The sequence below is a fragment of the Glutamicibacter sp. BS14 genome, from assembly GCF_056934375.1.
Genome location: NZ_CM167801.1, coordinates 2,879,718 through 2,905,039, shown reverse-complemented (window position 1 = coordinate 2,905,039; position 25,322 = coordinate 2,879,718). Strand labels below are relative to the sequence as shown.

Sequence of the window (25,322 nt, the reverse complement as noted above, 5' to 3'; positions counted from 1 at the left end):
TCTATCCTGAACAGGAAGACCGGTTTGGCTGACTAGGTCCTGGGACCTCACCGCGCGGAGCGCAGCATTTCCAGGACCTGGTCCTAGCCCACTTGCCCGAAGTCCTCGTAGAAGGCTCCGACGGCAGTGAAATTTTCCGGGGTGAGCAGTTGGCAGATGCCATTGACCCGGGGTGCCAATTCGGCAGCCGTTCCAGGCGAAGCCACCGGAACTGCCAGCGTGATGGAGGCGGGATCCAGGTCCTGGATAAGATCCAGCGCGGCCTTCATCGTGGCGCCCGTGGCCATTCCGTCATCGCAAAGCAGCAGGTCGCGCTCGGCCAGATCGGGGCAGTAGTCCTTGAAGGTGCTGGCCAGAGCCAGCAGGTCGGCACCGGTGCCGCGTTCCAGGGATTCGAGTTCGTCCTTGCCGAAATACTGCAGAGCCCGGCGGTAGATCGCCTCGTTGATGTGGCGAGCGCTGCTAATCCCGTACCTGGCAATGGCGCCGAATGCCAGTTCGGGATTGCGCGGCACCCCGAGCTTGCGCACTGCCACCGCGCCCAGTGTGGCCCCGAGGGCCTTGGCCACTTCATGGGCGATGGGCACTCCGCCGCGCAGCAAACCCAGCACGGTGTATTCGCCGGCGGGCAGCAGGGTGGACAGCTTCATGCCCAGCGCGGCGCCGGCATGGCTGCGGTTTTCGAACACTGTGCTTCTGCCTGTTGCCATAGTCCAAGTCTTGCCCAATGGCGCCCGATTGCAAGGGGGCTGCGGGAAATATCCAGCATTCCGAGTTCTGCGCGGTGATCAGGTGCCGCCACCGGATGCCGGCGAAGAAGTGCTGGCCGTGCGCGGCGGGGATCTTGAATGTTTATGGCCAGGAACTATTTCCGGGCAGACCCGGGTTGGACCCAGGATTCCGGGCGCTGCTAGAGACCCAGGAGGGACCGGGTGCGCTGGTATTTCTTGGCCAGCCGTTGCCGGGTAGCCTGATCCAGCTGGCTTGTGCGTTCCGGGTCGGTGTTATCGGCCAGGTCCGCTTCCTTGACCAGCAAGGCCAGCGCATTGCCGCGCACCCCGGCGCAATATTCTTGCAGGCTCTGCCCGGGCCGCTTGCTCAGCAGTTCCACCGCCACGATGACCGTGTCGGGAATGCCAGCGGCACGCAGGTCCGCCGCGCTCACGTCGCAATCCTCGATCACATCATGCAACCAGGCGGCCGCGATGGCTTCTGGCGAACCGCCGAGGTCGCGCGCGTGCCCGGCCACTCGTGCCGGATGCCCGATATACGCGGCGCCGAGCTTGTCGACCTGTCCTTCGTGGGCGCCGGACGCGATGTCCTTGGCCGTATCGATCATCGATTTGCGCTCGCGCATAGTCCGCCTCGCTGGGTAGTTCCTGTCGAGTCCCACTCTACGCAGGGCGGCCGGCATTTGGGGAGGTAGCCTGATCCTTGAACTTCCACGTGCCTGCAGCGTGCAGCCGGCCGGCCCGGCGAGGGCAGCCAAGCCAAGGGCCGGTCCAGCAGCCGTTGCCGGACCGGCCCGGTGTCCCAGTGCGGAACTAGCTGGAGGCTCGTCCCAAGTTCTGGAACTTTTTCTGCCGGCGCTCCAACCGATCTGCCTCGGGAATGGCAAGGGCCAAGGAGATCTCCGCAGCAATAGCCGTTCCGAGTTCCTGGCAGAACTCGCGCGGCCGGGTGGCAGCGTCATCGAACTCGTCCACCACGTGGTCCACCAGGCCAAAGTCGCACAGCGAAGCAACGCCGATCTTCTGCTGGCGGGCCATATCCGGGGCATGGCTGGTACTGCGGTGCATGATGGCGCTGGCGCCCTCGGGCGGCAACGGCGAGAGCCAGGAATTGCGGGCTGCGATGGTCCGGTCCGCCGGCAGCAGCGCCAGTGCGGCGCCGCCGGTACCCTGTCCGAGGAGCACCGACACCGAGGGGGACCGCAAGCCGATCAATTCGCTGAGCGAACGGGCAATCTCTCCGGCCAACCCGCCTTCCTCTGCCTGCACCGAGAGCTCGGCGCCGGTGGTGTCGATGATGGTGACCAGCGGCAGGCCGAGTTCCTGGGCCAGCTGCATCCCGCGGCGGGCCTCGCGCAGCGAGGCGGGCCCGAGGCTGGCCGTATCCGGGTGCCGCGGCCGCTGCTGGCCGAGCACCACGCAGCGCTGTCCTGCGAACCGCGCAAGCGCCAGCATCAGCCCGGGGTCTTTCTCTCCCTGTCCGGTTCCGTTCAAGGGCAGCGCGTCGTCAGCTGAGGCCAGCAGCATCCGGGTGTCCGGTCGGCGCGGGTTCCGGCTGGCCTGCACAGAGCGCCAGGCGTCTTCGTCCGCACTGCACGAGATGCTGCCCACCGGTGCCGGGAAAGCGCCGGAATCTCGTACCGGCTGCAGGATCTGCAGTGCCCGGTCCACTAGCTGCGGAAGGTCCTGCGGCGGGACAACCGCGTCGATCAAGCCCTTGCGGAACAGGTTCTCCGAGACCTGGACGCCCTCCGGGAAGTCCTGTCCGTAGAGCGCCTGGTAGACCCGTGGACCCAGGAAACCCAGTAGCGCCCCTGGTTCGGCAACGGTGATGTGCCCCAAAGAGCCCCAGGAGGCCATGACACCGCCGGTGGTGGGATGGCGCAGGTAGACCAGATAGGGAAGTCCTGCCGCCTTGTGCCGGCGGACCGCATCGGTGATGGCGACCATCCCCAGGAAGGCCAAGGTGCCTTCCTGCATGCGGGTGCCCCCGGAAGCGGGCCCTGCCAGCAGCGGCAGTCCGGCCGCCGTTGCGCGCTCGATGGCCGCGACGATGCGCTTCACGGCGGCCTGCCCGATGGAACCTGCCAGGAAGTTGAATTCCGAGACGATCACCGCAACTTCGCGGCCCTGGATCAGTCCCTTGCCCGTGAGCACCGATTCATCGGTGCCGCTTTTTGCGCGGGCGGCATCGAGGTCGGCCGCATAGGATTCGCTGAGCTCGGGCTGCTGCGGCTGGCTGTCCCAGGACTCGAAGGAGTCTTCATCCAAGACGATGGACAGTAGCGCCGACGCGTCAATCCGTTGGGTTCTGGTGCTCATGACTGGTCTTCCTTCCGCTCTTCGAGCCAGCGGTCCACGTCCGCTGCATCTGCATTGAGCAGGGGCGGAGCGGTATGCGCCTTGCGGGTGGTCTCCTTGCTGGTGGCGGCATCGAAGAAACGCAGGGGAGGGCCGGGCAGGCTGACCCTGCCCAGCACTTCGTGCTCCACCTCCACGATGAGCCCTTGGGATTGGACCTGGTCCCAGTCATAGACCTCCTCGATGGAGCGCACCTTTCCCGCTGGAATGCCGGCTGCGTCAAGGGAGTTGAGCAGCTGCGCCGCATCGTATGCGCTAAAAGCCCGTTCGATTAGCTCATTGAGCGCCGCGCGGTTCTCCACGCGCTGGGAGTTGCTGGCAAAGCGGGGATCCCCGGCGGGCAAGCCGAACCGGGAGGCGAAGGCCTGCCAGAGCTTTTCGCTGCCGATGCTGATCTGCACTTTCCCATCGGCACAGGAATACAGGCCGTAGGGTGCAATGGAGGGATGGTGGTTGCCGATGGCTTGGGGATTCTCCCCGGCCACGGTCTGCCGGGTGCCCTGGAAGGCATGGACCCCGATGATCGAGGCCAGCAGGGAGGTGCGGACCACTTGGCCGCGACCGGTCCTTTCGCGTTCCAGCAGCGCTGCCAGCGCCCCGTACGCTCCATACATCCCCGAGAGCAGATCCGCGATGGGCACCCCGACCTTCTGCGGATCCTCCGGGCCGGAGCCGGTAATGGACATCAGCCCGGCCTCGCCCTGCAGGATCTGGTCGTAGCCGCTGCGGTGGGATTCGGGGCCGTCGTGCCCGAAGCCGGTAATGGACAGGATCACCAGCCGCGGATTCAATTCATGGAGCACCTCGACGCTGAAGCCGAGCCGGTCCAGCACGCCGGTGCGGAAGTTCTCCATGAGCACATCAGAGTTCCTGACCAGGTCGGCCAGCTTGGCTTGGTGCGCGGAATCCTTCAGGTTCAGCGCAACAGACTGCTTGTTGCGATTGCATGACAGGAAGTAGGTGGCCTGCCGGTTGTCTTCCGGCCCGACGAAGGGTGGGCCCCAGCCGCGGGTGTCGTCCCCGGTGCCCATCGCTTCGATCTTGATGACCTTGGCACCCAGGTCGCCCATCATCATTCCGGCATGAGGCCCGGCCAGTGCACGGGTCAGGTCAAGGACCACGTAGCCGCTCAGGGGGCCGGTGCCGGTGGCCAGGGTTTCTTCGGGTTGGACTGTAATCGAGCTCAAGAGATACCTCCTAGGAGTGGAAAGATTGGCGATTCCGCTGGTGCCTACAGCCAGCCGGGCAAGACCAGCAGCGCCCAGGCCAGGACAGGGCCGGCCAGGACGATGATGCCGCCGTAGCCCAGGACCTGCTTGTAGAAGCGGTCCTTGTCGGTGCCTTCCGGGGCGTTGGCAAGGACCAGGGCGCCGTTGGTGGAGAAGGGCGAGACATCCACGATGGTCGAGGCGATGGCAAGTGCGCAGATCAATCCGGTAGCGCTGATCGAGCCCGAGCCCAGGAACGGGATCGCCAGCGGGATGAGCGCGGCCAGGATGGCAGTGGATGATGCGAAAGCCGAGACAACGGCGCCGATGTAGCAGATGAGCAAGCCCGCAAGCAGCGGTGCTCCCAGGGTCGCCACGGCGTTCGAAGCGTATTCGATGGTGCCGGCTTCCTCCAGGACTCCGACGAAAGTGAGCATGCCGCAGATGAGCAGGACCGTGGACCAGCTGATCTTGTTGACCGCCCCCTTCTGGGCAGCGGGGTTGACCAAGGCCAGGACGACAGCGATGGTGATCGAAACGAAGCCGACGTCCACCTTGAAGCCCAACGCGATCACGGCCAGGGCGACCAGGCCGAGGATGGTCATTGCCTGGCCGAAGCGCTGGCCCGGGGCATGCGGCGCGGCGCCGTCGCCGGCAGGATCGCGGGGACCGTAGGTTCCCGAGCCGCTTCCCTTGAAATCGACATCGGCTGCCTGCGAGCCCACGGAGACCGACAGGCGGGCCTCGGCAACGCGTTCGGCGATGGCGCTGGCCCGCTGGCCAGCCAGTTTGCGCCCGCCCAGGACCAGGAACAGCACGATGGCGATCACCAGGTTGAAGGCGAAGCTGGTGAGGAACAGGGCGGTGGGGCTGAAGGCGAACCCGGCTTCCTGGATCAGCCCATTGACGATCACGCCGTAGACGGCGATCGGGGAGAAGCCGCCGGCTTGCGCGCCGTGCACGATGAGCATGCCCATCATGAGCGGGTTGATCTCGTATTTCTGCGCGAAGCGCAGGCCGATAGGGGCGATGATCGCCACCGCTGCCGGGCCCAGGGCGCCGATGGCGGTAATGGCTGCGGTGATGGCGAACATGACCCAGGGGATCAGCGAGATCCGGTTGTCGACAAGTTTCACCGCCCGGTCAACCAGGATGTCGATGGTGCCATTGTTCTGGGCTATGGCGAAGAGGTAGGTGACCCCGACCAGGGTCAAGAACAGCCCTCCGGGGAAGCTGGCGAGAATGTCCTTGGCATCCATGCCGAGGAATATCGTGCCGAGCAGGAAGGCGCCAACGAAGGCCAAGGCTCCCATGTTGATCGGGAACATCGTGGCAATTATGAACATCACCGCCAAGACGATGATGGAGACGAGTGCGACAGACATGGGAAATCCTTTTCGGGAGGCTTTGCACTGAATGGTTTTGGTGTGACGGGTGTCACTGGCTCACTGGCCTAGCCTCCTAGACTCTCGGTGTCTTGTCAAGGTAATTTTCGGTGTAAGTTTGAGGAAGAACACATTTTCAGGTGGGGAGTGGTTGTGGCTGAAGCCAAGAAGGCCAGGGCGTTCGCGAAGGTGCAGCGTCCTCGGCTCTATGAGCAGTTGATGCAGCAGATCCTGGCTTTCGTCGAAGCAGAGCAGTTGGGGCCCGGTGACCATTTGCCGGCCGAGCGCGAGCTGGCAGAACAGCTCGGCGTCTCGCGAGCGACCCTGGCCCAGGCCCTGGTGGCGCTGGAAGTACTCGGGGTCATCGACGTGCAGCATGGAACCGGCGCGGTGCTCGTGCACCGTCCGAGCGTCGCCACGGTGCTGCGCGAACTGCGCGAGCACAAGAGCCGGTTGCCTGATATCGTCGAGGCGCGCAGTACCTTGGAGGTCAAGCTGGCCGCGCTGGCTGCCGCACGCCGCACCGAGGCGGACCTGCGCAAAATCGATCACGCGCTGGAGGTGATGGCCGCGGAAATTGGCGAGGGCGGCCGTGGCGAGCGCGGTGATGAGCTTTTCCACGAGGCAATTACCGCTGCAGCTAAATCAGCGGTTTTGCAAAAACTCATGACGTTTATCGCCGAGATGGTGCTCGAAACCCGCATCGAATCGTTGGGGCAGCCAGGACGCCCGGAGCGCTCGCTGGAGTCGCACCTGAAAATCGCCGATGCGATTCGCCGCGGCGATGCCACGGGTGCCGCCGCCGCGATGGGCGAGCATATAGAAATGGTCTCCGACGTGGCCCTGCTCAGGGACGGCAGGTAGCCGCAAAGCCGTTCAGCCAGTTGCTGCCGGGCGTGGCTGGCGCTTTTCCGCCGGAGCCGTTTTCTTCGATGTCCGGGCGGCTCGAGGTGCTGCCGGCCGCTAGCTTTTGCTATTCTCCCGCGCGCAGTGCGCGGAAGGCCTCCGTGGCCGGAGGTTGGCCTGTTGCGGAAAGTTCGCAGTTATCAAAAGGCGATGGGCGATGGGCTGGAAAAGCGCGGCCACTGCCGATCTATGGACCACGCTGCGCTGGAATTCAACAGATCTTGGCACTCCAGTCCAGTCGCCAGTCCTGCCGCTACGCGATGCGTTACTTGCTGGTTTGCTTGTCCCGCCTCAGCGCCCCGCTCACTTCCGGCTGCGATGCCCAGTTCTGCAACGAATAGTATTGAACACCCGCTCTCACCTTGTGACAGTAATGTGTGATTGACGATAGTGTGTGACGCACGGTAATGTGAGCGGCATGGAAGAGTTCGACACCCAACTGCAAGAGCTGCGACGCGGCACCGTTGTGCTTGCCTGCCTGCAGCTGCTGCGCAGTGCAGGATACGGCTACAGCCTGCTGGAGCAGCTCGACGACCACGGTTTCTCCACCGATGCCAACACCTTGTATCCGCTGCTGCGGCGTCTGGAGAAGCAGGGTTACCTCACCAGCGAGTGGAACACCGAGGAGGCCAGGCCACGCAAGTTCTACCGAACCTCGCCTGACGGTATCCGTCTTGCCGACACGTTGACCACGGAATGGCGATCACTGGCAACGGCGATCGCCTCGCTCACCGAAGAGGAGCACTGACATGACTGCCACATTGACCGAACGCTACATCTCGGCCACGATCCGCAGCCTCGAGCCCGGCATGCGGAACGACATCCGCGCCGAGCTCGAAGCCTCCATTGCCGACGCCATCGAGGCGCGCGTAGCCCAAGGCGAAGCCGCGCAGGAGGCAGAACGCCGCGTCCTGGCCGAACTCGGCGACCCCGGCATCCTCGCCGCCGGCTACGCAGACCGGCCGCTGCACCTGATCGGGCCGAAGTACTACCTGGCTTGGTGGCGCCTGTTGAAACTGCTGCTGTGGATTGTGCCGCTCTGCGTGGCAGGAGCAATGGCGCTGGGTTTGCTGGTCTCTGGACAGGACGTGGGCGAAAGCATCGTCCAGTCGCTTACCGTCGGACTGCAGATCATCGTGCACGTGGGCTTCTGGACCACGCTCGTGTTCGTCGTGCTCGAGCGCACCGGCGCGGCCACTGGCGTGAAGTGGGATGTCGACCAGCTGCCGGAAATTCCCGAGGATGGCGCGGGCCGCAGCGAGTTGATCGCGTCGCTGGTATTCCTGGGCATCGCCGCCGGCGCGGTGGTGTGGGACCTGGTCCGAGGATTCTTCCCCACAGGCGGTGAACCGATCCCGATCCTCAACCCGGGGCTGTGGCCGTGGTGGATCGGCGTCCTGTTCGCACTGATCATCCTCGAGGCCGTCTTCGCCGTCGCGCTGTTCCGCCTGTGTCGTTGGACAACTGCCATGGCGGTGCTGAACACCGTGCTCGCCTTGGCCTTCGCGGCCTGGGCGCTGATCCTGCTGCTGCGCGGCGAGCTCGTCAACCCGGAGTTCCTCTCGTTCGTTGCGGTTGCCGGAGGCGACGGGTTCGCCGCCGGCAACGCGCAGGCCGCTGGCAATGGCGGCATCTTCCGCATTCTCGCCGTGCTGCTCGGGTGCGGAATCGCGGCCGGCATTGGCTGGGATATCGTTGACGGCTGGCGCAAGGCTGTGCGGGAACGGGGCACAGCCCGGGGCTGAACGCGCTGAAGGGCAGGTGGGAGTCCGTGCCACCGTGTCCAGCGCTGAGCTGCCTGCCGGCAATGATACGAGCTCGCGGGTCACTGCCCCCGGCTTGTGTTCCGGCACGGAAGCCCCTCCATCAATTGGGCCGACAGTTGCTCGAAAGGCACCTAGGAAAGCACGTCATCACGATCAGGAAGAGCGCCGTCAACCACGACTGCTCCGAACGCTTCCGGCGCTCGCTCGGCTCCGCCTGCGCAAATACTCGCCGTTCGAATCCCGGGTGCACCCGACGAGCGAAGCCTCCGGCAATCAGCGATCCCTCGGAGGGGCCATCACGGTACATGCGACTGCCTCCGTGCCGCACCGCCACCCATTAGCTGGGGCCGCTGTTCGGCCAGTAGAATCCCATGCCGGCCCCTGCGGCGAGGCCGCCTTCTTCCCTGATCAGTATTCCTGCATCAGGGCCGTGATCTGCTGGATCAGCGCACTGACCAAGGCTGGTTGCCGTCGTCGCGGCATGGTGAGGATCTGTGCGCTGCGTTCGGCCAGAGCCGGATGGTCAATCGGGATGAACCTCAGCCCTTGGCTCAGCCCATCGCGACGAGCGAAGCGGCTGAGCAAGGTCACCCCCGCGCCGGAACGCGCGAACTCCATGGCCGGATTGATGTGATCGGTAGTTAGCGCGATCTTCGGCGTGAGTCCGGCCATGGAGGTGGCGATGTCAAAAAGCTCGCGCTGGGTGATGCCCTTGGCCGGCATGGACATCGGGTACTCGCAGAGCTCGGCCAGCGACAGCTGCGTCCGCTCAGCCAGGGGGTGGTCGGCGCAAACCACGGCATAAGCCGGAGCTGGGCAGGAATGCTCGACGGTTACATGGCGCTGCGGGCCCAGGGCAAAGATCGTCGCGAGATCCGCAGTGCCTTCGATAACCTGCCTGGTGGCCTCGGCCGAGGGCAAGACGCTCAGGTGAACCGTCACCTCGGGATGTTCCTTGCAGAACGCGGAGACGGCGCGAGGAGTCACCGAGGCAGCAAGTCCTTCCGAGCTGGCCACCTCGATGACTCGTGAAGCCCCCGAGGAGAGCTCGCTCAGATCCTGAGCCAGTTGCTCGCCTTCGGAGAGCATGCGGCGGGTATGGGCCAGCAGCAGCACCCCGGCATCGGTCAATTCCATGCCGCGGGCATGGCGGCGGAAAATTGCCGCGCCGACGTGGCGTTCGAGCTGGCTGATCTGCCGGCTGATCGCCGACGCGGAAACATGTTGCGATTCGGCGGCATCGGAAATAGATCCCGTGCTAGCCACCTCATGGAAGTAGCGCAGCGCCGTTGGCAATGTTTGCATTCTCTTGTTCCCGTTCGATCAGCATTTTGCATTTAACTCAAACCTGATGCACGAAACGGCACTGGTTCCCGTCGCGCCCATCTCCTAATGTGATCTACAGTACAACACGCCGAGCGGGGAGAAATCATGCCGAATAGAGAAGATTTGCTAGTAGCTGCGGACAAGTATGTCGACTCGGGGGAGCTGTTCGAGGACTTGTCCGAGCTGGTTGCCTGCCCGACAGTCAGCACCGACCCCAGCCAGAGGGTTGCAACGAACTCATATCTGGATAAGAACTTACGATCGAGGCTCGAAGGCATGGGCTTTACTGTGCGGCTTGATCTGGACTGGCGGGGATCGGGCAATTCTTTCCTGCGCGCGGTTCGCACAGAACATCGGGATTACACTACGGTGCTGTGCTACGGGCATGCCGATGTGGTTGACGGCCAAGCGGGGCAATGGGAGCAGGGGCGCGATCCTTTCGTGCTGGATGCCCAGGGCGAGCGCTGGTACGGACGCGGCGCGGCGGATAACAAGGGCCAGCACCTGGTGAACCTCAAGGCCTTCGAGATGCTGCTGGCCCAGCGCGGGGAATTGGGATTCAACGCGGTCTTCCTGTTCGAAGCCGGCGAGGAAATCGGGTCCCCGCAGCTGGATGAATACGCCGCGGCGCACCGCGAAGAACTCGCCGCAGATCTCTTCATCGCCTCGGACGGCCCCAGATTGTCAGCCCAGGAACCCACGATATTCCTTGGCGCACGGGGTGGGGCGACCTTCGAACTCAGCATTCCGCTGCGCGCGGGCGGCTATCATTCAGGGAATTGGGGCGGCCTGCTGCGCAACCCCGCAACCACGTTGGCTGGCGCGATCGGTGCACTGGTCGATGGGCATGGGCGTATCCAAGTACCAGGGCTGCTTCCCGACGAACTGCCCGACTCGGTGCGCCAAGCGCTCCAATCGGTGCAGGTGGGCGGAGGAGCGCAGGACCCGCAATTGGCCGACGGCTGGGGCGACACCAGGCTGAGCGCGGCAGAACGGCTCTACGCCTGGAATACCCTGGAGGTGATCGCGCTGCAATCGGCCGACGTCGCCCGGCCGGTCAATGCCATCCCGGGTGAGGCCCGGGCGGTCCTGCAACTGCGCTTCGTCGTTGGAACGGATCTGGCGGGGCTGGAAGCGGCGATCCGGCGGGCACTGGACGAGGCCGGCTACCCGATGGTGCAGCTGGCCATGGGACAGTGCTTCCCGGCCAGCAGGACCAACCCCGACAACCCTTGGGTGCGCTGGGCCAGCGAGTCCATCCAGCGGAGCACCGGCGTGCCCGCGGTGGTCTTGCCCAATATCGGCGGTTCGCTGCCCAATGCGGTCTTCGAATCGACGCTTGGCCTGCCGACCTTGTGGGTCCCGCATTCCTATCCGGGGTGCCAGCAGCACGGGCCCAACGAGCACGCCCTGGAGCCGGTGCTGCGCCAAGGACTGAAAATGATGTGCGGGCTCTTCCATGACCTGGCAACGAACACGACCTTGCCGCGCACGGTAGCGGCTAGCAGCGAGAAGATCTAGGACTCCAGCATGGAAAATCAGCAATTACCAGTTAAAGACCAGACAGCGCCGGCCCGACGCCAGTCCACCGCTCGCGGTATCGCCGCAGCCACCATTGGCAATGCGCTGGAGTGGTACGACATGGCCATCTATGCGCTGTTGGCAATCTATATCGGCCACAACTTCTTCCCCTCGGAAAATCCGGCCGTAGAGGTCATCCAGGCTTTTGCGGTCTTCGGTATCTCCTACCTGATCCGCCCTCTAGGTGGACTTGTACTCGGATCCTATGCGGACCGCAAGGGCTTGAAAAAGGGGTTGATCCTCACTATCAGGCTGATGGTAGTGGGTACGGCGATCATTGCACTGCTGCCGGGCTACGACACCATCGGCATCTTCGCTCCGCTGGGGCTCATCCTGGGGCGGCTCATCCAGGGCTTCTCCGCCGGTGGCGAGTTCGGTGCCGCCACCTCGTACCTCTTGGCGCAGGACAAGGGGCGCAAGGGATTCCTGGGCAGCTTCCAGTTCGCAAGCCAAGGCCTGGGCGCGATGATGGCTGCCATCACGGTGGTCGCTTTGACCAGTATCTTCACGACGGAGCAGATGAACGACTGGGCCTGGCGCATACCGTTCTTCATCGGTCTGCTGGTGGGCCCTGCCGGCTGGTGGATCCGTCGCCACGTCGATGAAGCGCCGCTGCCCGAAGCGGCCCCGGGGGATCGGCACAGCGCCAAGAACGCGGTGCATGCCCCGGTGCGCGAGCTGTTCCGCTCGAACAAGGCCTCGGTGTTCATCGCCGGCGGAGCGCTGGCTATTTCGACAGCGCTGAACTTCGTGCTGCAGTACATGCCGACTTTCGGCATCAGCCAATTGGGCATGAGCCCTACCGTTTCCTTCTCCTCGCTGATTATCTCCGGGGCGATCTTGACCTTCGCCACGCCAGTGGTGGGCCACCTTTCGGACCGCTTCGGACGATTGCGCATCATGATTCCCGCCGCCCTGGCGATCATGCTGCTGACCATCCCGCTGTTCCTCTGGTTGATTGCGGGCAAGACCTTCCTGGTCCTCGCGGTCGTAATGGTCATCCTGGGATTGCTCAAGGCTTTGTACTTCGGTGCGCTGCCGTCGGTGATGGCTGATGTCTTCAGCGATTCGTCGCGGGCCACGGGCCTGTCCTTCAGCTACAACACCTCTGTGGCGATTTTCGGCGGATTCACCCCGATGATTTGCGCCTTCCTGATCGAGGCCACTGGCCAGCCGATTGCCCCGGGCTACTACCTGGCGGTGCTGGCCATCGTGAGCATCGCGGCGCTGGGCTCCGCCTTCCGTTTCCGGGCGGTGCGCTGACCCCGTCACTGGTGAAGCAGCGCAGGAAGCACAAGGCCGGCAACCGCAGCGGTTGCCGGCCTTTGCGCGCTCGCGACGATCACGAACGATCCGGCTCTCCGGGCACCGGTGCGGCGGATGGATCCTGATGGCGCGAAACCAGATCGGTGGCCAGCGCGCGAATCATGTCACGTGCCGCTGGGGGACCAGTTACGTGGATATGGTCGGCAAATTGGAGCAGTTGGCGCACGTCTTGGATTTGCCGGAACACGATAGTGATCGGGTACCACCCTCCTTCGGCTGCGTCCACGTCCCGGAGACGCTCGCCCAAGATTCGCCGGGCCAAATCCAGTCGAGTTGCACGCAGGCGGGCCGTGATCATCACGTCCCCGGGTGCCTCTGTGCGTTCCTTGAGCGAGAGCCACACCGTGCGCAGGGTGGCATCGACCTGCAAGTTTGCCGGCGCCTGCAGGATTTCGAATGAGTAGAGCCGCTCCAACGAGAACAGCCGCTGCTCACCTTGCTGTTCGGCGACGAGATACCAGCGACCGGACTTGGCCACGAGTCCATAGGGATCCACGAGCAGGAACGCTGGGTGCGCCTCGGTACTGCGCCGATACTTGATGCGCAGCTGGCGCCGAAGCCGCAACGCGGTTGCCAGATCCGCGATATCGACCAGCAGGCTCCGGCCCGACAGCCAGGCAGAACTATCCACCATGACAATATCGGCCAACGTAGCCCGGGGATGGGCCGCTGGAGCTGCGTCCTGCTTCAGCGCGACCTTGCGCGCCGCCGTAGCATGTGCGTCCCGCAAGCCCAGAAGTTCCAAATGCCGTTCATCGAGCCCCGCCACGGACAAGGCTTCCAGCTCCGGCGGCTCCAGATGGGCCAGATTCAATCGGGAGCCCGGCAGCAAGGCGATTCCTCCGTGGCGCCCGCGCTCGGCGTAGACAGGGACGCCAGCCATGGACAGCGCTTCGACATCGCGCAGGATGGTCCGTCGCGAGACCTCCAGCGTCTGGGACAGTTCCGAGGAGCTGATGCGCTGACGAGTCTGCAACAGCAAGAGCAGGTGCAACAGCCTGGAAGCTTTCATGACCTCCAAGTATCCCAGAAAAGAAGACATGTTCTGTCGTGATTTTCTGGTGGACTGCTAATGTCCACTAATTCATTGATCCCAGGAGTCCCCGATGCCCCGCCCGAACCTGTTCCTCGTTTATGTCAAGGATGCCCGGAAAGCTGCCGAATTCTATGGCGATTTGTTCGATATGGATCCCGTCTTCGTCTCGCCGCGCTATGTGGCATTCGCCCTCAGCGAGCAGGTGAGCTTCGCTGTGTGGTCCGGCAAGAATGAAGATGCGGTCCCGGAAACCCCGCGCACCAGCGAGGTGGGTTTGATGGTCCCCGGCTCCGGCGGTGACGTTGACGAAACTTGCCGCCAATGGTCCGCCAAGGGAGTGCGCATCGTGCAAGAACCTTACGACGAAGTCTTTGGCAGGACCTTTGTTGCCGCGGATCCAGATGGCAACCTGATCAGGGTCTCGCCGATGGACTAGGAATTAGCGTGGCCAATAAAAGCAGAATCCCGGGGCATCGGCGAAGAAATTCGCTGATGTCCCGGGATTCTTGTGTTGCAGCTCAGGGAAGCTGCCAAGCTCTGGGTCTAGAAGAGCTTGCCTGGCTTAGAGCTGGTTGCCCAGCTTGAAGCCCTTGGAAGCCTGGCCATGGTACGAGCCGTCTTCGTCACCGGCACGGGTGAAGGAGAAGCCGTCGGCGCCAATGGTGACTTCCAGCTCGGAGTCATCGGTGCGCTCGATGACTTCCTGCACGTTGCCATCCAGGTCCAGGACCTTGGAAGCTTCGGTGTACCACGATGGAACAACCGGGTTGCCCCACCAGTCGCGGCGCTGGTTGTCGTGCACGTTCCAGGTGATGGTCGGGTTGTCCGGATCGCCGGTGTAGTAATCCTGGGTGTAGATCTCGATGCGGTGGTCATCTGGATCCAGGATGTACAGGTAGAACGCGTTGGAGACGCCGTGGCGGCCGGGGCCGCGCTCGATGCGGTCCGAGATGCGCAGTGCGCCCATCTTGTCGCAGATCTGGATGATGTTGTGCTTCTCGTGGGTGGAGAAGGCCACGTGGTGCAGGCGCGGGCCGTTGCCGCCAGTCAAAGCGGTGTCGTGCACGGTGCCCTTGCGGTGCATCCAGGCTGCGTAGGTGGTGCCTTCGTCGTCCTGGATGTCCTCGGTGACGCGGAAGCCCAGGTCCTCGAGGTAGGCGCGCCCGCGCGGCACGTCCGGGGTGACCTGGTTGAAGTGGTCCAGGCGGACCAGTTCGCCGGCCGAGTACAGGTCGTAGCGCATGTGCAGGCGCTCAACGTGGGTGGTCTCGAAGAAGAACTCGTACGGGAAGCCCAGTGGATCCTCGACGCGCAGTGCATCGCCGATGCCCTTGACGAAGCCTTCCTTGCGGCGCTCGGTGCGGCAGCCCAGTTCCTTGTAGTAGGCCTCGGCCTTGTCGACCTCTTCGGCGCTGCGCACACGGAAAGCCATGGCCTTCAGTGCTGCCACCGGGCCCTTGGTCAGCACCAGGTTGTGGTGGATGAATTCCTCGAAGGAACGCAGGTAGATCTGGTTCTCGTCTTCGTAGGATACGTGCAGGCCCAGTACGTCCACGTAGAACTTGCGCGAGCGCTCCAGGTCGGTGACGACCAGTTCAGCGTAGGCGCAGCGCAGGATATCCGGTGCTGGAACCGAAGGGGTTGGGATCGGGTTTGCGATCTCTTTGCTCATGATTTGCTCCTTTGCAAGCAAGAAAAACTAGGGGCGGGAAGCGCGTGCTTCCTAGACGCCGAACTTAGGGGAGTGCGCTTCGTTCAGGGTGATCTGGATGGACTGCTGGGTGGTGTAGAAGTCCACCGAGCGGTAGCCGCCTTCGCGGCCCAGCCCCGAAGCCTTCACGCCGCCGAATGGGGTGCGCAGGTCGCGGACGTTGTTGGAGTTCAGCCACACCATGCCCGAATCGATCTGGTGCGCGAAGTTGTGCGCGCGCTTCAGGTTGGAAGTCCACACGTAGGCTGCCAGGCCGTACTTGGTGTTGTTGGCCAGTTCCAGTGCTTCCTCGTCGGTGTCGAACGGGGTGATGGCAACAACCGGGCCGAAGATCTCGTCCTGGAAGATCTGCGCATCCGGGGCAACGTCGGCGAAGACGGTCGGAGCAACGTAGTTGCCCTCTTCGAAGCCTTCGGCACGGCCGCCGCCGGCCAGCAAGCGGCCTTCGGTCTTGCCGATCTCGATGTAGCCCATGACCTTCTCGAAGTGGTTAGGGTGCACCAGTGCACCGACTTCGGTCTTCGGGTCACTCGGCAGGCCAACGCGGATGTTCTTGGCGCGTTCTGCGAACTTGGCTACGAAATCATCGTAGATATCGCGCTGGACCAGCACGCGGGAACCGGCGGTGCAACGCTCGCCGTTCAGCGAGAACACGCCGAAGACGGTGGCGTCCAGGGCGGCTTCCAGATCAGCGTCGGCGAAGACCACTGCAGGGGACTTTCCGCCCAGCTCCAGGGACAGGCCCTTGAAAAATGGCGCAGCCGCGGTGGAGATGGTGGCGCCGGTGGAAGAGTCGCCGGTGAAGGACACCAGTGGCACATCCGGGTGCTTGACCAGGTAGTCGCCGGCGACGCCGCCGGAACCGAAGATCAGGTTGAAGACGCCCTCTGGCAGGCCGGCTTCGCGGAAGATTTCTGGCCACAGGCCAGCGGAGAGCGGGGTGTAGCTGGCAGGCTTGAGGACCACCGAGTTGCCGGTGGCGATGGCCGGAGCCAGCTTCCAGGATTCCTGCATGAATGGAACGTTCCACGGGGTGATCAGCGCGGCGACGCCAATGGGCTTGCGGTTCACGTAGTTCATCTGGCGTCCCGGGACGCGGAAGGAGTTATCCACCTGTGCGACGATCAGGTCGGCGAAGAAGCGGAAGTTCTCCGCGGCGCGGCGGGCCTGGCCCTTGGCCTGGGTGATCGGCAGGCCGGAGTCGTAGGACTCGAGCAGCGAGAGCTCTTCGTCGCGGGATTCGACGATGTCAGCGATCTTGTGCAGCACGCGGGAACGCTCGCGTGGCAGCATCTTGGCCCAAGGGCCTTCCTTGAAGGCCTTGTTGGCGGCGGCAACTGCCAGGTCCACGTCTTCGGGCTGTGCCGAAGCCACGGTGGCGTAGTTGGTGTTGCTTACCGGTTCCTGCACGTCGAAGGTGGCTCCGCCGATGGAGTCAACGAATTCGCCGTTGATGTAGTGCTGCAGGTGGGTCGGAAGGTTTTCCGGTACGAAGTGCTTGCTCATGGCAGTTCCTTTCGTGCTGTTCCGGTGTTTTCACCGGATGGGTTGTGGCAAATCTATGAAAGTTCTCGGTGCTGCTGGCTAGATGGCGCTAGGTGCCATGCCGGCCGCTTTCAAATAGGCGTTGAGCGTATTCGAGCGGTGGTCCCGGCAGGCGGCTTCGATCTGCGCCGGGGTGGCATGGTTGCCGATCAGATCCAGCAGCGCCTCATGTTCCTGAACCGAAGCGCGAGCCCGGTTGGGAATGTGGGTGAAGCTGCTGGCCCGCATGGCCGCCAGCCGGCGCCATCCGCGCTGGACCAGGTCCAGGATGTGCGGATTGGGGCACTGGCCGTAGAGCAGCTGGTGGAATTCGGTATTCATCCGGGTGAAGGCCACCGGATCGAAATCCTCCAGGCACTGGCGCATGTTCTCGTTCAGCGCCCGTGCCTTGGCAAGCCAGGCGGCATCCATGGCATCGGCAGCCAGCGCGGTAGCGGCCGGCTCGATGACCATCAGGGTCTGCATGGTGTGCAGGTACAGGGTGGAATCCACGTGGGCCACCGTCGCCCCGACGTTGCGGGTGAAGTGCACCAGGCCCTCGGCCTCCAGCCGGCGGATCGCCTCGCGCACCGGAACCACGGAGCAGCCCAGCTCGTCGGCAATGGTGCCCAGCACCAGCCGGTAGCCGGGGGAGTATGCCCCGTTGACGATGCGCTCGGAAACCAGCTGGTAGGCGGCTTCGGACTTGGAGGCGGTCATTACAGCGACCATGAGTCCAGATCCGGGCTGCCTGCGTCCTTCCAGGCGTTGTACTTGCTCTTCCACGCATCATTCATCGGGAACAGGCCCTCGATGCCGTGGCCGCGCTGGACCATGGCGAAGATGAATTCGTCATTGGATTCGGTCACCGCGGCTTCAGCGGCCACCTCGGCCACCATTGCTGGCGGGATGACCACGATGCCATCGGAGTCGGCCACGATCACATCTCCTGGCTGCACCGATACGCCGCCGCAGGCCACGGTGATGTCCTTGTCCCAGGCCACGTGCTTGCGGCCGAGAACCGCTGGGTGGGCGCCGTTGTAGAAGACCGGGATCTGCAGGTTGGACACGGCGTCCAGGTCCCGTACGCCGCCATCGGAGATGATGCCGGCGGCGCCGAGCTGCTGGGAGCGCAGGGCCAGGATGTCGCCCAGGGTGGCCGAGCCGGTTTCGCCGCGGGCTTCCATGACCAGGATCTCGCCGTCATTGAGCGAGTCGATGGACTGCTTCTGCATGTTGTAGCCGCCGCCGTGGGCCTTGAACAGGTCCTCGCGGTTGGGGATGTAGCGCAGGGTGCGGGCGGTGCCGATCACGCGCTGCATGCCCTTGGTGGCACCGGGGACTTCGATGTTCACGTTGTTCAGGCCGCGCTTGCGCAAGGTGGCGGACAAGGTGGCGGTAGCCACCGAAGCCAGCTGCTCGCGGACCTTGTCGGTCAGCACGTCCTTGCCGGTGATGATCGGGGCCATGCCGGCGGTCTCGCGATCGCCGTAGGCATCTTCCTTGTCCTTGTCGGTGACCTTTGGCTGGTTGCCGAAAGCGGCGAAGGCCGCGGTGCCCTCGATGGCGGTGGTCTCCAGCTTGCCGGTCGTGGCGCCGGAGACCAGGTCGGTGACCTCGACTTCGACAACGTCGCCGGGGAAGAAGACGGTGGAGCCGGCCGGGGTGCCGGTGAGGATCATGTCACCTGGCTGCAGGGTCATCTGCTGGGACAGGTCGGCGATGATGGTTGCGAAGGAGAAGAGCAGCTCGGAGGTGTCGGCGTCTTGGGCGAGGTTGCCGTTGACCCAGGTCTGCACGCGCAGCTTGGCAGGATCCAAGGTGGCAGCATCCAGGGCGTTGGGACCCACCGGGGTGTAGCCGTCGCCGGACTTGGAGCGGATGTTCGAGCCCTTGTCCGCGTACTTCATGTCGTGCACGCCGAGGTCGTTCGATGCGGTGACCTGCCCGACGTAGCCCCAGGCTTCGTCTACCGAGACGCGGCGAGCGGTCTTGCCGATGATCAGTGCGATCTCGCCCTCGAAGGCGAGCAGCTCGGTGCCAGCTGGGCGTTCCACGGTGGAACCGCTGGCGGCCAGCGAGCTGGTGGCCTTCATGAAGTAGCTGGGGAACTTCGGGGTGCGTCCGCGCTGCGCCGCACGCGAGGAGTAGCTAAGGTGTACGGCCAGGATCTTGCCTGCCTGCGCGAAGGTCTCTTCGGTTACTGGGACAATATTGCTCACCGTTGATCGGCCTGCTTTCATCGAACATCATCTCGTACATCAAATCGTATACGATCAGTGTGCGCCGAATCTCAAACGGTGTCAAGCGGGCTTTGGAAATCTTTGGAAATGATTACCGTGAAGGCCTGGGAATCCGCAAGATCACGCGGAATTCTCCGGGAGCGGGAATGTTTCGAAATGGACAATTGCGGGGCGCCGGAACGGATGTACTGCAGCACACAATCGATAGCTGGAATCCTGGCTAGCCAGTCGATCTGATGCCGGATTCCCTGCATGGCCATCGTTGCCCTGTAGCCGGCAAAGGATGCCCGACCGGCGCTATCCTCTTGCCAGCTGGGCGGCAGGGGCAAGCTCGCTCGCGAACCGAAGCCGAGCTACGGCAGGCTCTTTTCGGCCGATCATGGAAATCGGCCAGTTCACTGAGGGTGAGGGTAGGTGGAGTTATGGATTGTTCACGAGAAATATTCCGTTGCTCCCTCCTGCATGCCGGGTAATTGTAGATAGCCTGTATTTATGGGGAGTGTATTTAATATCCGAAACTCGCTGAGATGAGAGTGCAAGGAAAAAGATGTCTTCAGGTCAAAACACAGGCGTGATTGATTCGACCCTGCCGTCGCACCCTACCGAGGTCCACGCAAATAGCTGGATGTGGGGATCCGTGGCGTTGGTCGCCAGAGTTCCGGCATCTTCGATCACGGAACCTGATGGAAACTTGTGGTGGGTTCCGTCGAATGCCGCGGATATCACGTGGAAGATGTTCTGCAAAGTTCTGCAAAGCGAAACCTCTGAGTTTCTCCAAAACGACGCGGGAAATCTGCATAAAGCATCAAAAAGCTGGTTCGACAAGACTTCGGTCGGACCTCATTTCCTGGCCATGACTGCCGACGCGAAGCAAGCACTATCGGGTGCTCCAACGTTTGCTTTCGACAACCAGAAGGTAATCAGCAAGCTGACCGGCGCCGGTATCCGGATCGCTGGAATTTCACGTTCTCGTAGTGAGGCGGAAACAGGAGCCGGCAACGCTGAATACGTCGCCTTGCACGTGAAGCTTTCGAAAGAGGCATTGCAAACCCCGGGTTGGGTGACCTCTGCGCTGCACCGGCCGACTCGTGCTGGGCTACTGCCGGGCACAAACATCGATGGCAAGGACTTGCGAGCGGGTGTAAACAACGCCTTGCGTTCAGCAGGCTTGGCAGTAGAACTGAATAATGGCGGCGCTCTGCAATCAAAAGACAAGCAGGATCCATGGGGGAACATCTATACGATCTCCACTTTTATTCCGCAAGACAAGATTCCTCAGTGCCAAAAACACTGGCACGGACCGAGCGCGATGGACAACCCTGCAGTGCGCTGGGCGCATGCACTGAGCATTGCTCAAACCGCCACGCCTAAGCCAACTTTGAGCGACTGGTCCGACCTCGGAGTTAGCAAAGCCCAAGTCTCCCTTGGCCCGTCAATTGGTTGGTGCAGTGATCGGGGGATGGGGATTGTTGCCCAGTCCCGTCCGGATGGCGATCCTGAACACTGGATCGCAGAGACTGGGCATACGGTGGCCTTAGCGCATTCAGTCTTCGTCGATTTGGCGGTCTTGACGATGCAGCAAGATGAATTCTTGACCCAGCGCGCCGGACACCTGGCCAATCTAGCGGCAACCGGAAACCTTGAGGATTCCGCTGCTTCGCTTAAGCGATACAAGGACATTCAAAAAAGGTTTATCGAGTTCCACGGCAAGCGCTGGTTGCAGGAGATACCCGGACGTGAATCTGCAACTCGGGTGCTGCAAGCCATGCAGAACGTGCGCATGCTGGAAGAAAGAATCAAGCATTCACTGATCGAGCAGAAATCCATCATGGATTATCTGGAAGCCAGCCAGCGCGCCGAAGAAGAGCAGGTGAATCGCGAACGAGCCGAACAACTGCGCGAAGAGGCGGTTAAGCGTGAGAAGTTCAGTCACCGAGTGAATATTTTTGCGTTTATATTCCTGCCGGCCACACTGATTTTCACCGTTACCGGAGGTCTGGGGATCCAGTTATCCACACTTTGGGGAACTATTTGGATCGGCATCGCTGCTGTCACTACTATCGGGTTGATTGCTTGGATGAAGACGGAAGATGGAAAGAGGAAGAAGGATAGAAATCGCGCGTCCGGAGGCGCATCGCGCAGCGACGAATCCCTCCCTGCCGTGAACAAGGGATAAACAGATCAGCTCAACACAGTTCGCGGCCACTGAGCTGGAGAAGAACCTCTTGGTTTGCGACCTCGGCGACGGAGGCTTTCTCAACGGTCCTCGGCTACCGCAGTTAATCAGCCGACTCACCAGGGGTACGCAGAAGGCGCTGGAACGGAAGTCATGTTTCCGTTCCAGCGCCTTAGCGGCATCTGCATATTAGACGCGAATAGCATCCACAATCTTGACTCGGGCTGCCACCAGCGCGGGAAGCACACCGGTCAGTGCGCCTACGGCGATGGAAACTCCCATGCCAAGTAGGGCCGCACCGATAGGGAATGCCGGCATTTGATCCAGCTCGGTAGCCATCACCATATTCAGCAGATTCTCGTTGGAGACCAAGGCAACGGAGATGAGCACGCCAATGCCACCTGCTACGGCCGTGGCCACGACGCTTTCCATCATCACCGAGAAGAATACGCGTCCGGTTGTTGCACCGAAGCTGCGTCGGATACCCACTTCGCGGATACGCTGCTTCATGGTCACCATGGCAACATTGAGCAGACTCAGGGAACCAAGCAGCAAGATGATGATTGCGATCCCGGCAACCACCATGGTCAACATCTTCAAGCTCGCATCAGCACCCCACATCAGATAATCTTCGCGGTGCGCATCAACTGTGAGACCAGGAAGTTCTGCCTGCATTTGCTGGCCGAAGTGCATGGCCAGCTCTTCGGATCCCTCGATGGGCACCCACAGCTTGTAGCTGACCTCATTGAGCGGAGCTTGCATGCCGAACCAGTGCTCATAGGTGGCCGGCAGCATCCACAGCTTGCCGCCCATGCCGTAGCTAGATGCTTTGGTGGTTCCGATGACCGTAACTGAGACGGTGTTCCCATTGCTCATCAAATCCACGGTTAAAGGCAGTCGCTGGCCTTCCAGTCCCAATTCTTTGATGAAGGTGTGGTCAACCACCGCCGCTGGGGCAAGATTCTGTGCATCTTCGGCTTCCAGCCAGCGGCCGTCAGTAACAACTAACCGGTGCATTGGAGCGTAGTCGGGATCAACCACCATGATCTCGGCATCAAGGCTCAGCCCTTGGGCTGAAGCTTTCTGGTCGTAGCTGCGTCCCATCATGGTGGTGTGCTCGACCTTGAACCGGTCACTGGTCTTTTGAAAGGCCTCATCGATTTGGTCGTTGCCCGCAGGACCAGCATCCGAGTTCGGGTCGTAGGCGTAGACAACAATCATTGCTGGCCGACCCTCGCTTTCAAGGCTTTCGGTCATCATCTGACGCGCCATGCCAGCTCCGGCCAATGCCGTAGTCAACGAGGCCACCGCAATGGTGACACCAACCAAGGAGAGCAAGACGCGCAACTTGTGAATACGCAGTTCCTGCCATGCCTCCAGCAGCGCAGCAACAAAACCGGTTCCTAAGCGAGTTAAGGATTTCATCTTGCCGCCACCTCACTGAGCGGATGCAGCCGCCCGCCATCCAACTGCAGCTGTTCTCGGGCCAAGGCCGCAACATTGCTGTCGTGCGTGATGGTGATCAGGGCAGCGCCGGAATCAACCGTGGCGGAATCCAAGAGATCCATCACCGCACGTCCGGTAGTGACATCCAAGGCACCGGTGGGCTCATCGGCCAGTACGACTCGTGGCCGGCGGACCAGGGCGCGAGCGATGGCCACACGTTGCTGCTCACCACCGGAGAGGGTCTGGGGCATTGAATCCAAGCGTTTGCCCAGTCCCACGCGCTCCAAGGACTCGGTTGCTAGCTTGCGCCGATTCCAGAAGTCGCGTCCACCGGCGTACATCAGTGGAGCCATGACATTTTCCAGGGCAGTGCGTCCGGGCAGAAGGTTGAACTGCTGGAAAACGAAACCGAGGTCGCGCCCGCGTGCATGGGCCGCCTGTTTGGCGCTCAGCCGGGTCGCATCCTTGCCTCGCCACAGCAGGCTACCGTTGGTGGGCCGATCAAGCAGGCCAAGGATATTCAGCAGCGTGGACTTGCCCGTACCCGAACGGCCGACAATGGCTATGTGATCGCCTTCGGACACCGTGAGATCAATCCCGTTGAGGATATGCAGCTCGCTGTCATCGGGCAGCAGGACGCTGCGCGTGACATTCTCGAGCTTCAGCAATGGCTCACCACTCATCTGAGTAGGACTCCATATCCATCATTTCTTCAGGTGCCGGGGTGGATCCTGGGACGAAGCGGAGAATTTCCGTCTCATCCTTCAGTCCTGAAATCACCTCGATGACCTTTCCGTCGGTCACGCCAAGCTCTACCTCGGTGCGGATTTCCTTGCCGTTTTCATCCAGCCGCCACACCGCACCCTGGCCAACCAGGCCGCGAACAGCCGATACCGGTACGGTCAATACGTCCTCGGCGGTGCCTGCATCAATTTCCATGTTCATGCTCAGGCCGTCGAAAACCACGATGTCTGCAGGTACGGCACAAGAAATCTCGCTGCCCGAAGAGCTCTCCGTGGATTCTCCGGATGCCATTGGATCCATCTGCGATTCCATGTCCTGGTCTGCGGAGCCGGCGCTGGTTTTCTTCGAAGCGCTGTCACCGACAGACAGGTCCTTGCAGGTGAATGGCTCCGGTCCGCCGTCAATGGTGATCGTTGCTTCGAGGCTTTCATCGAGCAACCGGTAGCGGTCCAACGGATCGATTGAACCGGCGGCCAAGAATTCTTGGGGTTGGATCGCGCCGATTGCCGTGCCCTTGGTGACGTCATCGCCAACCTCGATCTGGAAAGCGCCGACCTTGCCTGTGGCCGTTGCGTAGACGTCGTGGTACTTCACCACTGGTGCAGCTTCCTGCGGTTGCTGCTCGTCTTGTGAACCTTCACTATCCGTGTTGTTGGCCTCAACGCTCTCTGGCTGGGATTCGGCGCGGACCTGGAAGATTCGATCGCCGAGGGAGACATTGTCGCCTGGCTTGACGAAAGCCCAATTGACAACGCCGTCCACGGGCGCATTCAGCTCTTTCGATTCGGTGAGCTTAATGGTTCCGGGAATGGACAGCTTGTTCTCTACCGTGGCTTTCTCGGCAAAGATGGTCTCTGCCGGGATCTCTCCGGTGGGGAACAGGTCATCGTCGGCGCTGGCAGTGCCGCCGGCAAACGCGAGTTTCACGAGGCTGACGGCGATCAAGGCGCCGATAACTAGCCATGCAGCGGGAAGTAATATGCGACGGAACGCGCGTCGTTGGCTCATAGGGTTGCTCTTTTCACCATTCAATGATTACCAAAGTGTTCAGCAACTACCAAGCTCAAACGGAGAAAACACGCAACCTTTATCAGATTGAGATTTATTTTTACTTTGCAGGTCAGACAGGGTACTCAAATTAGTAGTTGAAGGTCGTAGTGAATCTTCTCGACGTCCCGGGGTGAAGCGGGGCAGTCTCCGGGGCTCGATGCCGCGGAGCTCTTCGGTGGATGTGGAGCTCCCGAGGCGTAGTGCCATTGCTTCTGCTCTGGCCCCGGGGTCGGCAGGATTGCGCCAGGCCGGTTTCTGCCAAGCCTCTCGGGTGCCGCGGGCGAGCGGGGGTGCCAAAGCCGCTGTCGCAGAGCATCGACCTTCATTGCTGTCCCCTAGGGCCTGAATCGTGAATTTGGCAGGTGACAAGCACGTTTAATCCATGGGCAAAGAAGTGCACCGATTGCTTCATTTTCAGCCAAATTTATTTCCTTCCATTTGCTGGCACAAAGCCGAATGCCGGCGTAGGATGTCGGCATATCGTTGTCTTGAATTGGGGGATTTAAAGACGAATTGAAACACTCGCATTCATTTCGCATCTTTAGGTGCATTGGGGAACTTATCCTGAGCAGTTGAGCCACATGGGGTGGCTGAATCATGGGCCAGGCTTTCATTATCTGAGGTCAAAGCCTTACTATAGCTCGCTCTTTTTCGGGTGGATCGCTCCTGCACGCCGCGCGATCCACTCAGGACATTCTTGTATGGGGGAGAAATGTCTAGGCATCAAAGGCGTGGCACTTTTGTGCCAAATTTGCGCCGTAAAACAGCTTTAAACAGATTATTAAAAGCATGCTTGGCGATA

General features: G+C 62.0%; 21 protein-coding genes. 7 read left to right on the top strand and 14 right to left on the bottom strand.

Features of this window, described 5'->3' with window-relative positions; genetic code table 11:
• Positions 1–83 precede the first annotated feature (83 nt).
• From AC1Z36_RS13640 to AC1Z36_RS13620, 5 genes are all read right to left on the bottom strand, one after another.
• On the bottom strand, positions 84–710 hold the full coding sequence (locus AC1Z36_RS13640; RefSeq protein WP_483561355.1) for a phosphoribosyltransferase: 627 nt from the start codon (positions 708–710) through the stop codon (positions 84–86).
• A 200-nt stretch (positions 711–910) separates the two neighbouring features.
• Complete coding sequence (locus AC1Z36_RS13635) at positions 911–1,357, bottom strand: HD domain-containing protein (protein ID WP_332488666.1); 447 nt, start codon at positions 1,355–1,357, stop codon at positions 911–913.
• Positions 1,358–1,544: 187 nt separating this feature from the next.
• A complete protein-coding gene (locus tag AC1Z36_RS13630) occupies positions 1,545–3,053 on the bottom strand; it encodes a carboxyl transferase domain-containing protein (RefSeq protein ID WP_133834734.1) in 1,509 nt (502 codons plus the stop codon).
• Positions 3,050–4,279, bottom strand: coding sequence for a CaiB/BaiF CoA transferase family protein (locus AC1Z36_RS13625; protein ID WP_332488669.1), 1,230 nt, complete (start codon positions 4,277–4,279; stop codon positions 3,050–3,052). Before AC1Z36_RS13625 ends, AC1Z36_RS13630 begins: the two co-directional genes overlap by 4 nt.
• A 44-nt stretch (positions 4,280–4,323) precedes the next feature.
• Entirely contained in the window at positions 4,324–5,685 is a 1,362-nt protein-coding gene (locus tag AC1Z36_RS13620; RefSeq protein WP_105658024.1) for an SLC13 family permease, read from the bottom strand.
• A gap of 153 nt (positions 5,686–5,838) precedes the next feature.
• Here AC1Z36_RS13620 and AC1Z36_RS13615 point away from each other — a divergent pair, with 153 nt between their 5' ends.
• From AC1Z36_RS13615 to AC1Z36_RS13605, 3 genes are all read left to right on the top strand, one after another.
• On the top strand, positions 5,839–6,549 hold the full coding sequence (locus AC1Z36_RS13615) for a FadR/GntR family transcriptional regulator (RefSeq protein WP_332498674.1): 711 nt from the start codon (positions 5,839–5,841) through the stop codon (positions 6,547–6,549).
• A 460-nt stretch (positions 6,550–7,009) separates the two neighbouring features.
• Entirely contained in the window at positions 7,010–7,339 is a 330-nt protein-coding gene (locus tag AC1Z36_RS13610; RefSeq protein ID WP_105658025.1) for a PadR family transcriptional regulator, read from the top strand.
• Position 7,340: 1 nt separating this feature from the next.
• Complete coding sequence (locus AC1Z36_RS13605) at positions 7,341–8,336, top strand: permease prefix domain 1-containing protein (RefSeq protein WP_483561354.1); 996 nt, start codon at positions 7,341–7,343, stop codon at positions 8,334–8,336.
• Positions 8,337–8,765: 429 nt separating this feature from the next.
• Here the strand turns inward: AC1Z36_RS13605 and AC1Z36_RS13600 are convergent, their stop codons facing one another.
• The gene (locus AC1Z36_RS13600) at positions 8,766–9,662 is read right to left on the bottom strand and encodes a LysR family transcriptional regulator (RefSeq protein WP_105658027.1); all 897 of its coding nucleotides are present in this window, start codon (positions 9,660–9,662) and stop codon (positions 8,766–8,768) included.
• A gap of 126 nt (positions 9,663–9,788) precedes the next feature.
• Between AC1Z36_RS13600 and AC1Z36_RS13595 the strand changes: the two genes are divergently transcribed.
• Positions 9,789–11,204 (top strand): M20 family metallopeptidase, encoded by a 1,416-nt coding sequence (locus tag AC1Z36_RS13595; RefSeq protein WP_105658028.1) that lies wholly within the window; start codon positions 9,789–9,791, stop codon positions 11,202–11,204.
• Positions 11,205–11,213: 9 nt separating this feature from the next.
• Positions 11,214–12,527 (top strand): MFS transporter, encoded by a 1,314-nt coding sequence (locus AC1Z36_RS13590; protein ID WP_105658029.1) that lies wholly within the window; start codon positions 11,214–11,216, stop codon positions 12,525–12,527.
• A 79-nt stretch (positions 12,528–12,606) separates the two neighbouring features.
• On the opposite strand, the gene AC1Z36_RS13585 is transcribed toward AC1Z36_RS13590, so the two are convergent.
• A complete protein-coding gene (locus AC1Z36_RS13585) occupies positions 12,607–13,602 on the bottom strand; it encodes a helix-turn-helix transcriptional regulator (protein ID WP_332595293.1) in 996 nt (331 codons plus the stop codon).
• Positions 13,603–13,696: 94 nt separating this feature from the next.
• Here AC1Z36_RS13585 and AC1Z36_RS13580 point away from each other — a divergent pair, with 94 nt between their 5' ends.
• A complete protein-coding gene (locus tag AC1Z36_RS13580; RefSeq protein WP_105658031.1) occupies positions 13,697–14,062 on the top strand; it encodes a VOC family protein in 366 nt (121 codons plus the stop codon).
• A gap of 126 nt (positions 14,063–14,188) precedes the next feature.
• On the opposite strand, the gene hpaD is transcribed toward AC1Z36_RS13580, so the two are convergent.
• The 4 genes from hpaD to AC1Z36_RS13560 form a co-directional block, all read right to left on the bottom strand.
• Positions 14,189–15,286, bottom strand: coding sequence for a 3,4-dihydroxyphenylacetate 2,3-dioxygenase (hpaD, locus tag AC1Z36_RS13575; protein ID WP_105661547.1), 1,098 nt, complete (start codon positions 15,284–15,286; stop codon positions 14,189–14,191).
• A 63-nt stretch (positions 15,287–15,349) separates the two neighbouring features.
• The gene (gene hpaE / locus AC1Z36_RS13570; RefSeq protein ID WP_105658032.1) at positions 15,350–16,843 is read right to left on the bottom strand and encodes a 5-carboxymethyl-2-hydroxymuconate semialdehyde dehydrogenase; all 1,494 of its coding nucleotides are present in this window, start codon (positions 16,841–16,843) and stop codon (positions 15,350–15,352) included.
• Positions 16,844–16,921: 78 nt separating this feature from the next.
• The gene (locus tag AC1Z36_RS13565) at positions 16,922–17,581 is read right to left on the bottom strand and encodes a GntR family transcriptional regulator (protein ID WP_105658033.1); all 660 of its coding nucleotides are present in this window, start codon (positions 17,579–17,581) and stop codon (positions 16,922–16,924) included.
• Positions 17,581–19,104 (bottom strand): fumarylacetoacetate hydrolase family protein, encoded by a 1,524-nt coding sequence (locus AC1Z36_RS13560; protein WP_181148882.1) that lies wholly within the window; start codon positions 19,102–19,104, stop codon positions 17,581–17,583. The genes AC1Z36_RS13565 and AC1Z36_RS13560 overlap by 1 nt, the downstream gene beginning before the upstream one ends.
• A 547-nt stretch (positions 19,105–19,651) precedes the next feature.
• On the opposite strand from AC1Z36_RS13560, the gene AC1Z36_RS13555 reads away from it, so the two are divergent.
• On the top strand, positions 19,652–21,280 hold the full coding sequence (locus AC1Z36_RS13555; protein WP_483561353.1) for a hypothetical protein: 1,629 nt from the start codon (positions 19,652–19,654) through the stop codon (positions 21,278–21,280).
• Between the two features lie 189 nt (positions 21,281–21,469).
• Here AC1Z36_RS13555 and AC1Z36_RS13550 read toward each other — a convergent pair whose 3' ends face one another.
• The 3 genes from AC1Z36_RS13550 to AC1Z36_RS13540 are packed head-to-tail and all read right to left on the bottom strand — an operon-like array spanning position 21,470 to position 24,478.
• Complete coding sequence (locus tag AC1Z36_RS13550) at positions 21,470–22,705, bottom strand: ABC transporter permease (protein WP_105658037.1); 1,236 nt, start codon at positions 22,703–22,705, stop codon at positions 21,470–21,472.
• Positions 22,702–23,409 carry an ABC transporter ATP-binding protein gene (locus tag AC1Z36_RS13545; protein ID WP_105658038.1) on the bottom strand — a complete coding sequence of 236 codons (708 nt, stop codon included), beginning with the start codon at positions 23,407–23,409 and terminating at the stop codon, positions 22,702–22,704. Before AC1Z36_RS13545 ends, AC1Z36_RS13550 begins: the two co-directional genes overlap by 4 nt.
• Positions 23,399–24,478 carry an efflux RND transporter periplasmic adaptor subunit gene (locus AC1Z36_RS13540; protein ID WP_146112297.1) on the bottom strand — a complete coding sequence of 360 codons (1,080 nt, stop codon included), beginning with the start codon at positions 24,476–24,478 and terminating at the stop codon, positions 23,399–23,401. Before AC1Z36_RS13540 ends, AC1Z36_RS13545 begins: the two co-directional genes overlap by 11 nt.
• Positions 24,479–25,322: the final 844 nt, after the last annotated feature.

Coding starts and splice junctions, on each gene's coding strand:
- AC1Z36_RS13640 (WP_483561355.1), bottom strand. CDS start 710: ATGGCAACAGGCAGAAGCACAGTGTTCGAAAACCGCAGCCATGCCGGC.
- AC1Z36_RS13635 (WP_332488666.1), bottom strand. CDS start 1,357: ATGCGCGAGCGCAAATCGATGATCGATACGGCCAAGGACATCGCGTCC.
- AC1Z36_RS13630 (WP_133834734.1), bottom strand. CDS start 3,053: ATGAGCACCAGAACCCAACGGATTGACGCGTCGGCGCTACTGTCCATC.
- AC1Z36_RS13620 (WP_105658024.1), bottom strand. CDS start 5,685: ATGTCTGTCGCACTCGTCTCCATCATCGTCTTGGCGGTGATGTTCATA.
- AC1Z36_RS13610 (WP_105658025.1), top strand. CDS start 7,010: ATGGAAGAGTTCGACACCCAACTGCAAGAGCTGCGACGCGGCACCGTT.
- AC1Z36_RS13605 (WP_483561354.1), top strand. CDS start 7,341: ATGACTGCCACATTGACCGAACGCTACATCTCGGCCACGATCCGCAGC.
- AC1Z36_RS13600 (WP_105658027.1), bottom strand. CDS start 9,662: ATGCAAACATTGCCAACGGCGCTGCGCTACTTCCATGAGGTGGCTAGC.
- AC1Z36_RS13595 (WP_105658028.1), top strand. CDS start 9,789: ATGCCGAATAGAGAAGATTTGCTAGTAGCTGCGGACAAGTATGTCGAC.
- AC1Z36_RS13590 (WP_105658029.1), top strand. CDS start 11,214: ATGGAAAATCAGCAATTACCAGTTAAAGACCAGACAGCGCCGGCCCGA.
- AC1Z36_RS13585 (WP_332595293.1), bottom strand. CDS start 13,602: ATGAAAGCTTCCAGGCTGTTGCACCTGCTCTTGCTGTTGCAGACTCGT.
- AC1Z36_RS13580 (WP_105658031.1), top strand. CDS start 13,697: ATGCCCCGCCCGAACCTGTTCCTCGTTTATGTCAAGGATGCCCGGAAA.
- hpaE (WP_105658032.1), bottom strand. CDS start 16,843: ATGAGCAAGCACTTCGTACCGGAAAACCTTCCGACCCACCTGCAGCAC.
- AC1Z36_RS13565 (WP_105658033.1), bottom strand. CDS start 17,581: ATGACCGCCTCCAAGTCCGAAGCCGCCTACCAGCTGGTTTCCGAGCGC.
- AC1Z36_RS13560 (WP_181148882.1), bottom strand. CDS start 19,104: ATGAAAGCAGGCCGATCAACGGTGAGCAATATTGTCCCAGTAACCGAA.
- AC1Z36_RS13555 (WP_483561353.1), top strand. CDS start 19,652: ATGTCTTCAGGTCAAAACACAGGCGTGATTGATTCGACCCTGCCGTCG.
- AC1Z36_RS13550 (WP_105658037.1), bottom strand. CDS start 22,705: ATGAAATCCTTAACTCGCTTAGGAACCGGTTTTGTTGCTGCGCTGCTG.
- AC1Z36_RS13545 (WP_105658038.1), bottom strand. CDS start 23,409: ATGAGTGGTGAGCCATTGCTGAAGCTCGAGAATGTCACGCGCAGCGTC.
- AC1Z36_RS13540 (WP_146112297.1), bottom strand. CDS start 24,478: ATGAGCCAACGACGCGCGTTCCGTCGCATATTACTTCCCGCTGCATGG.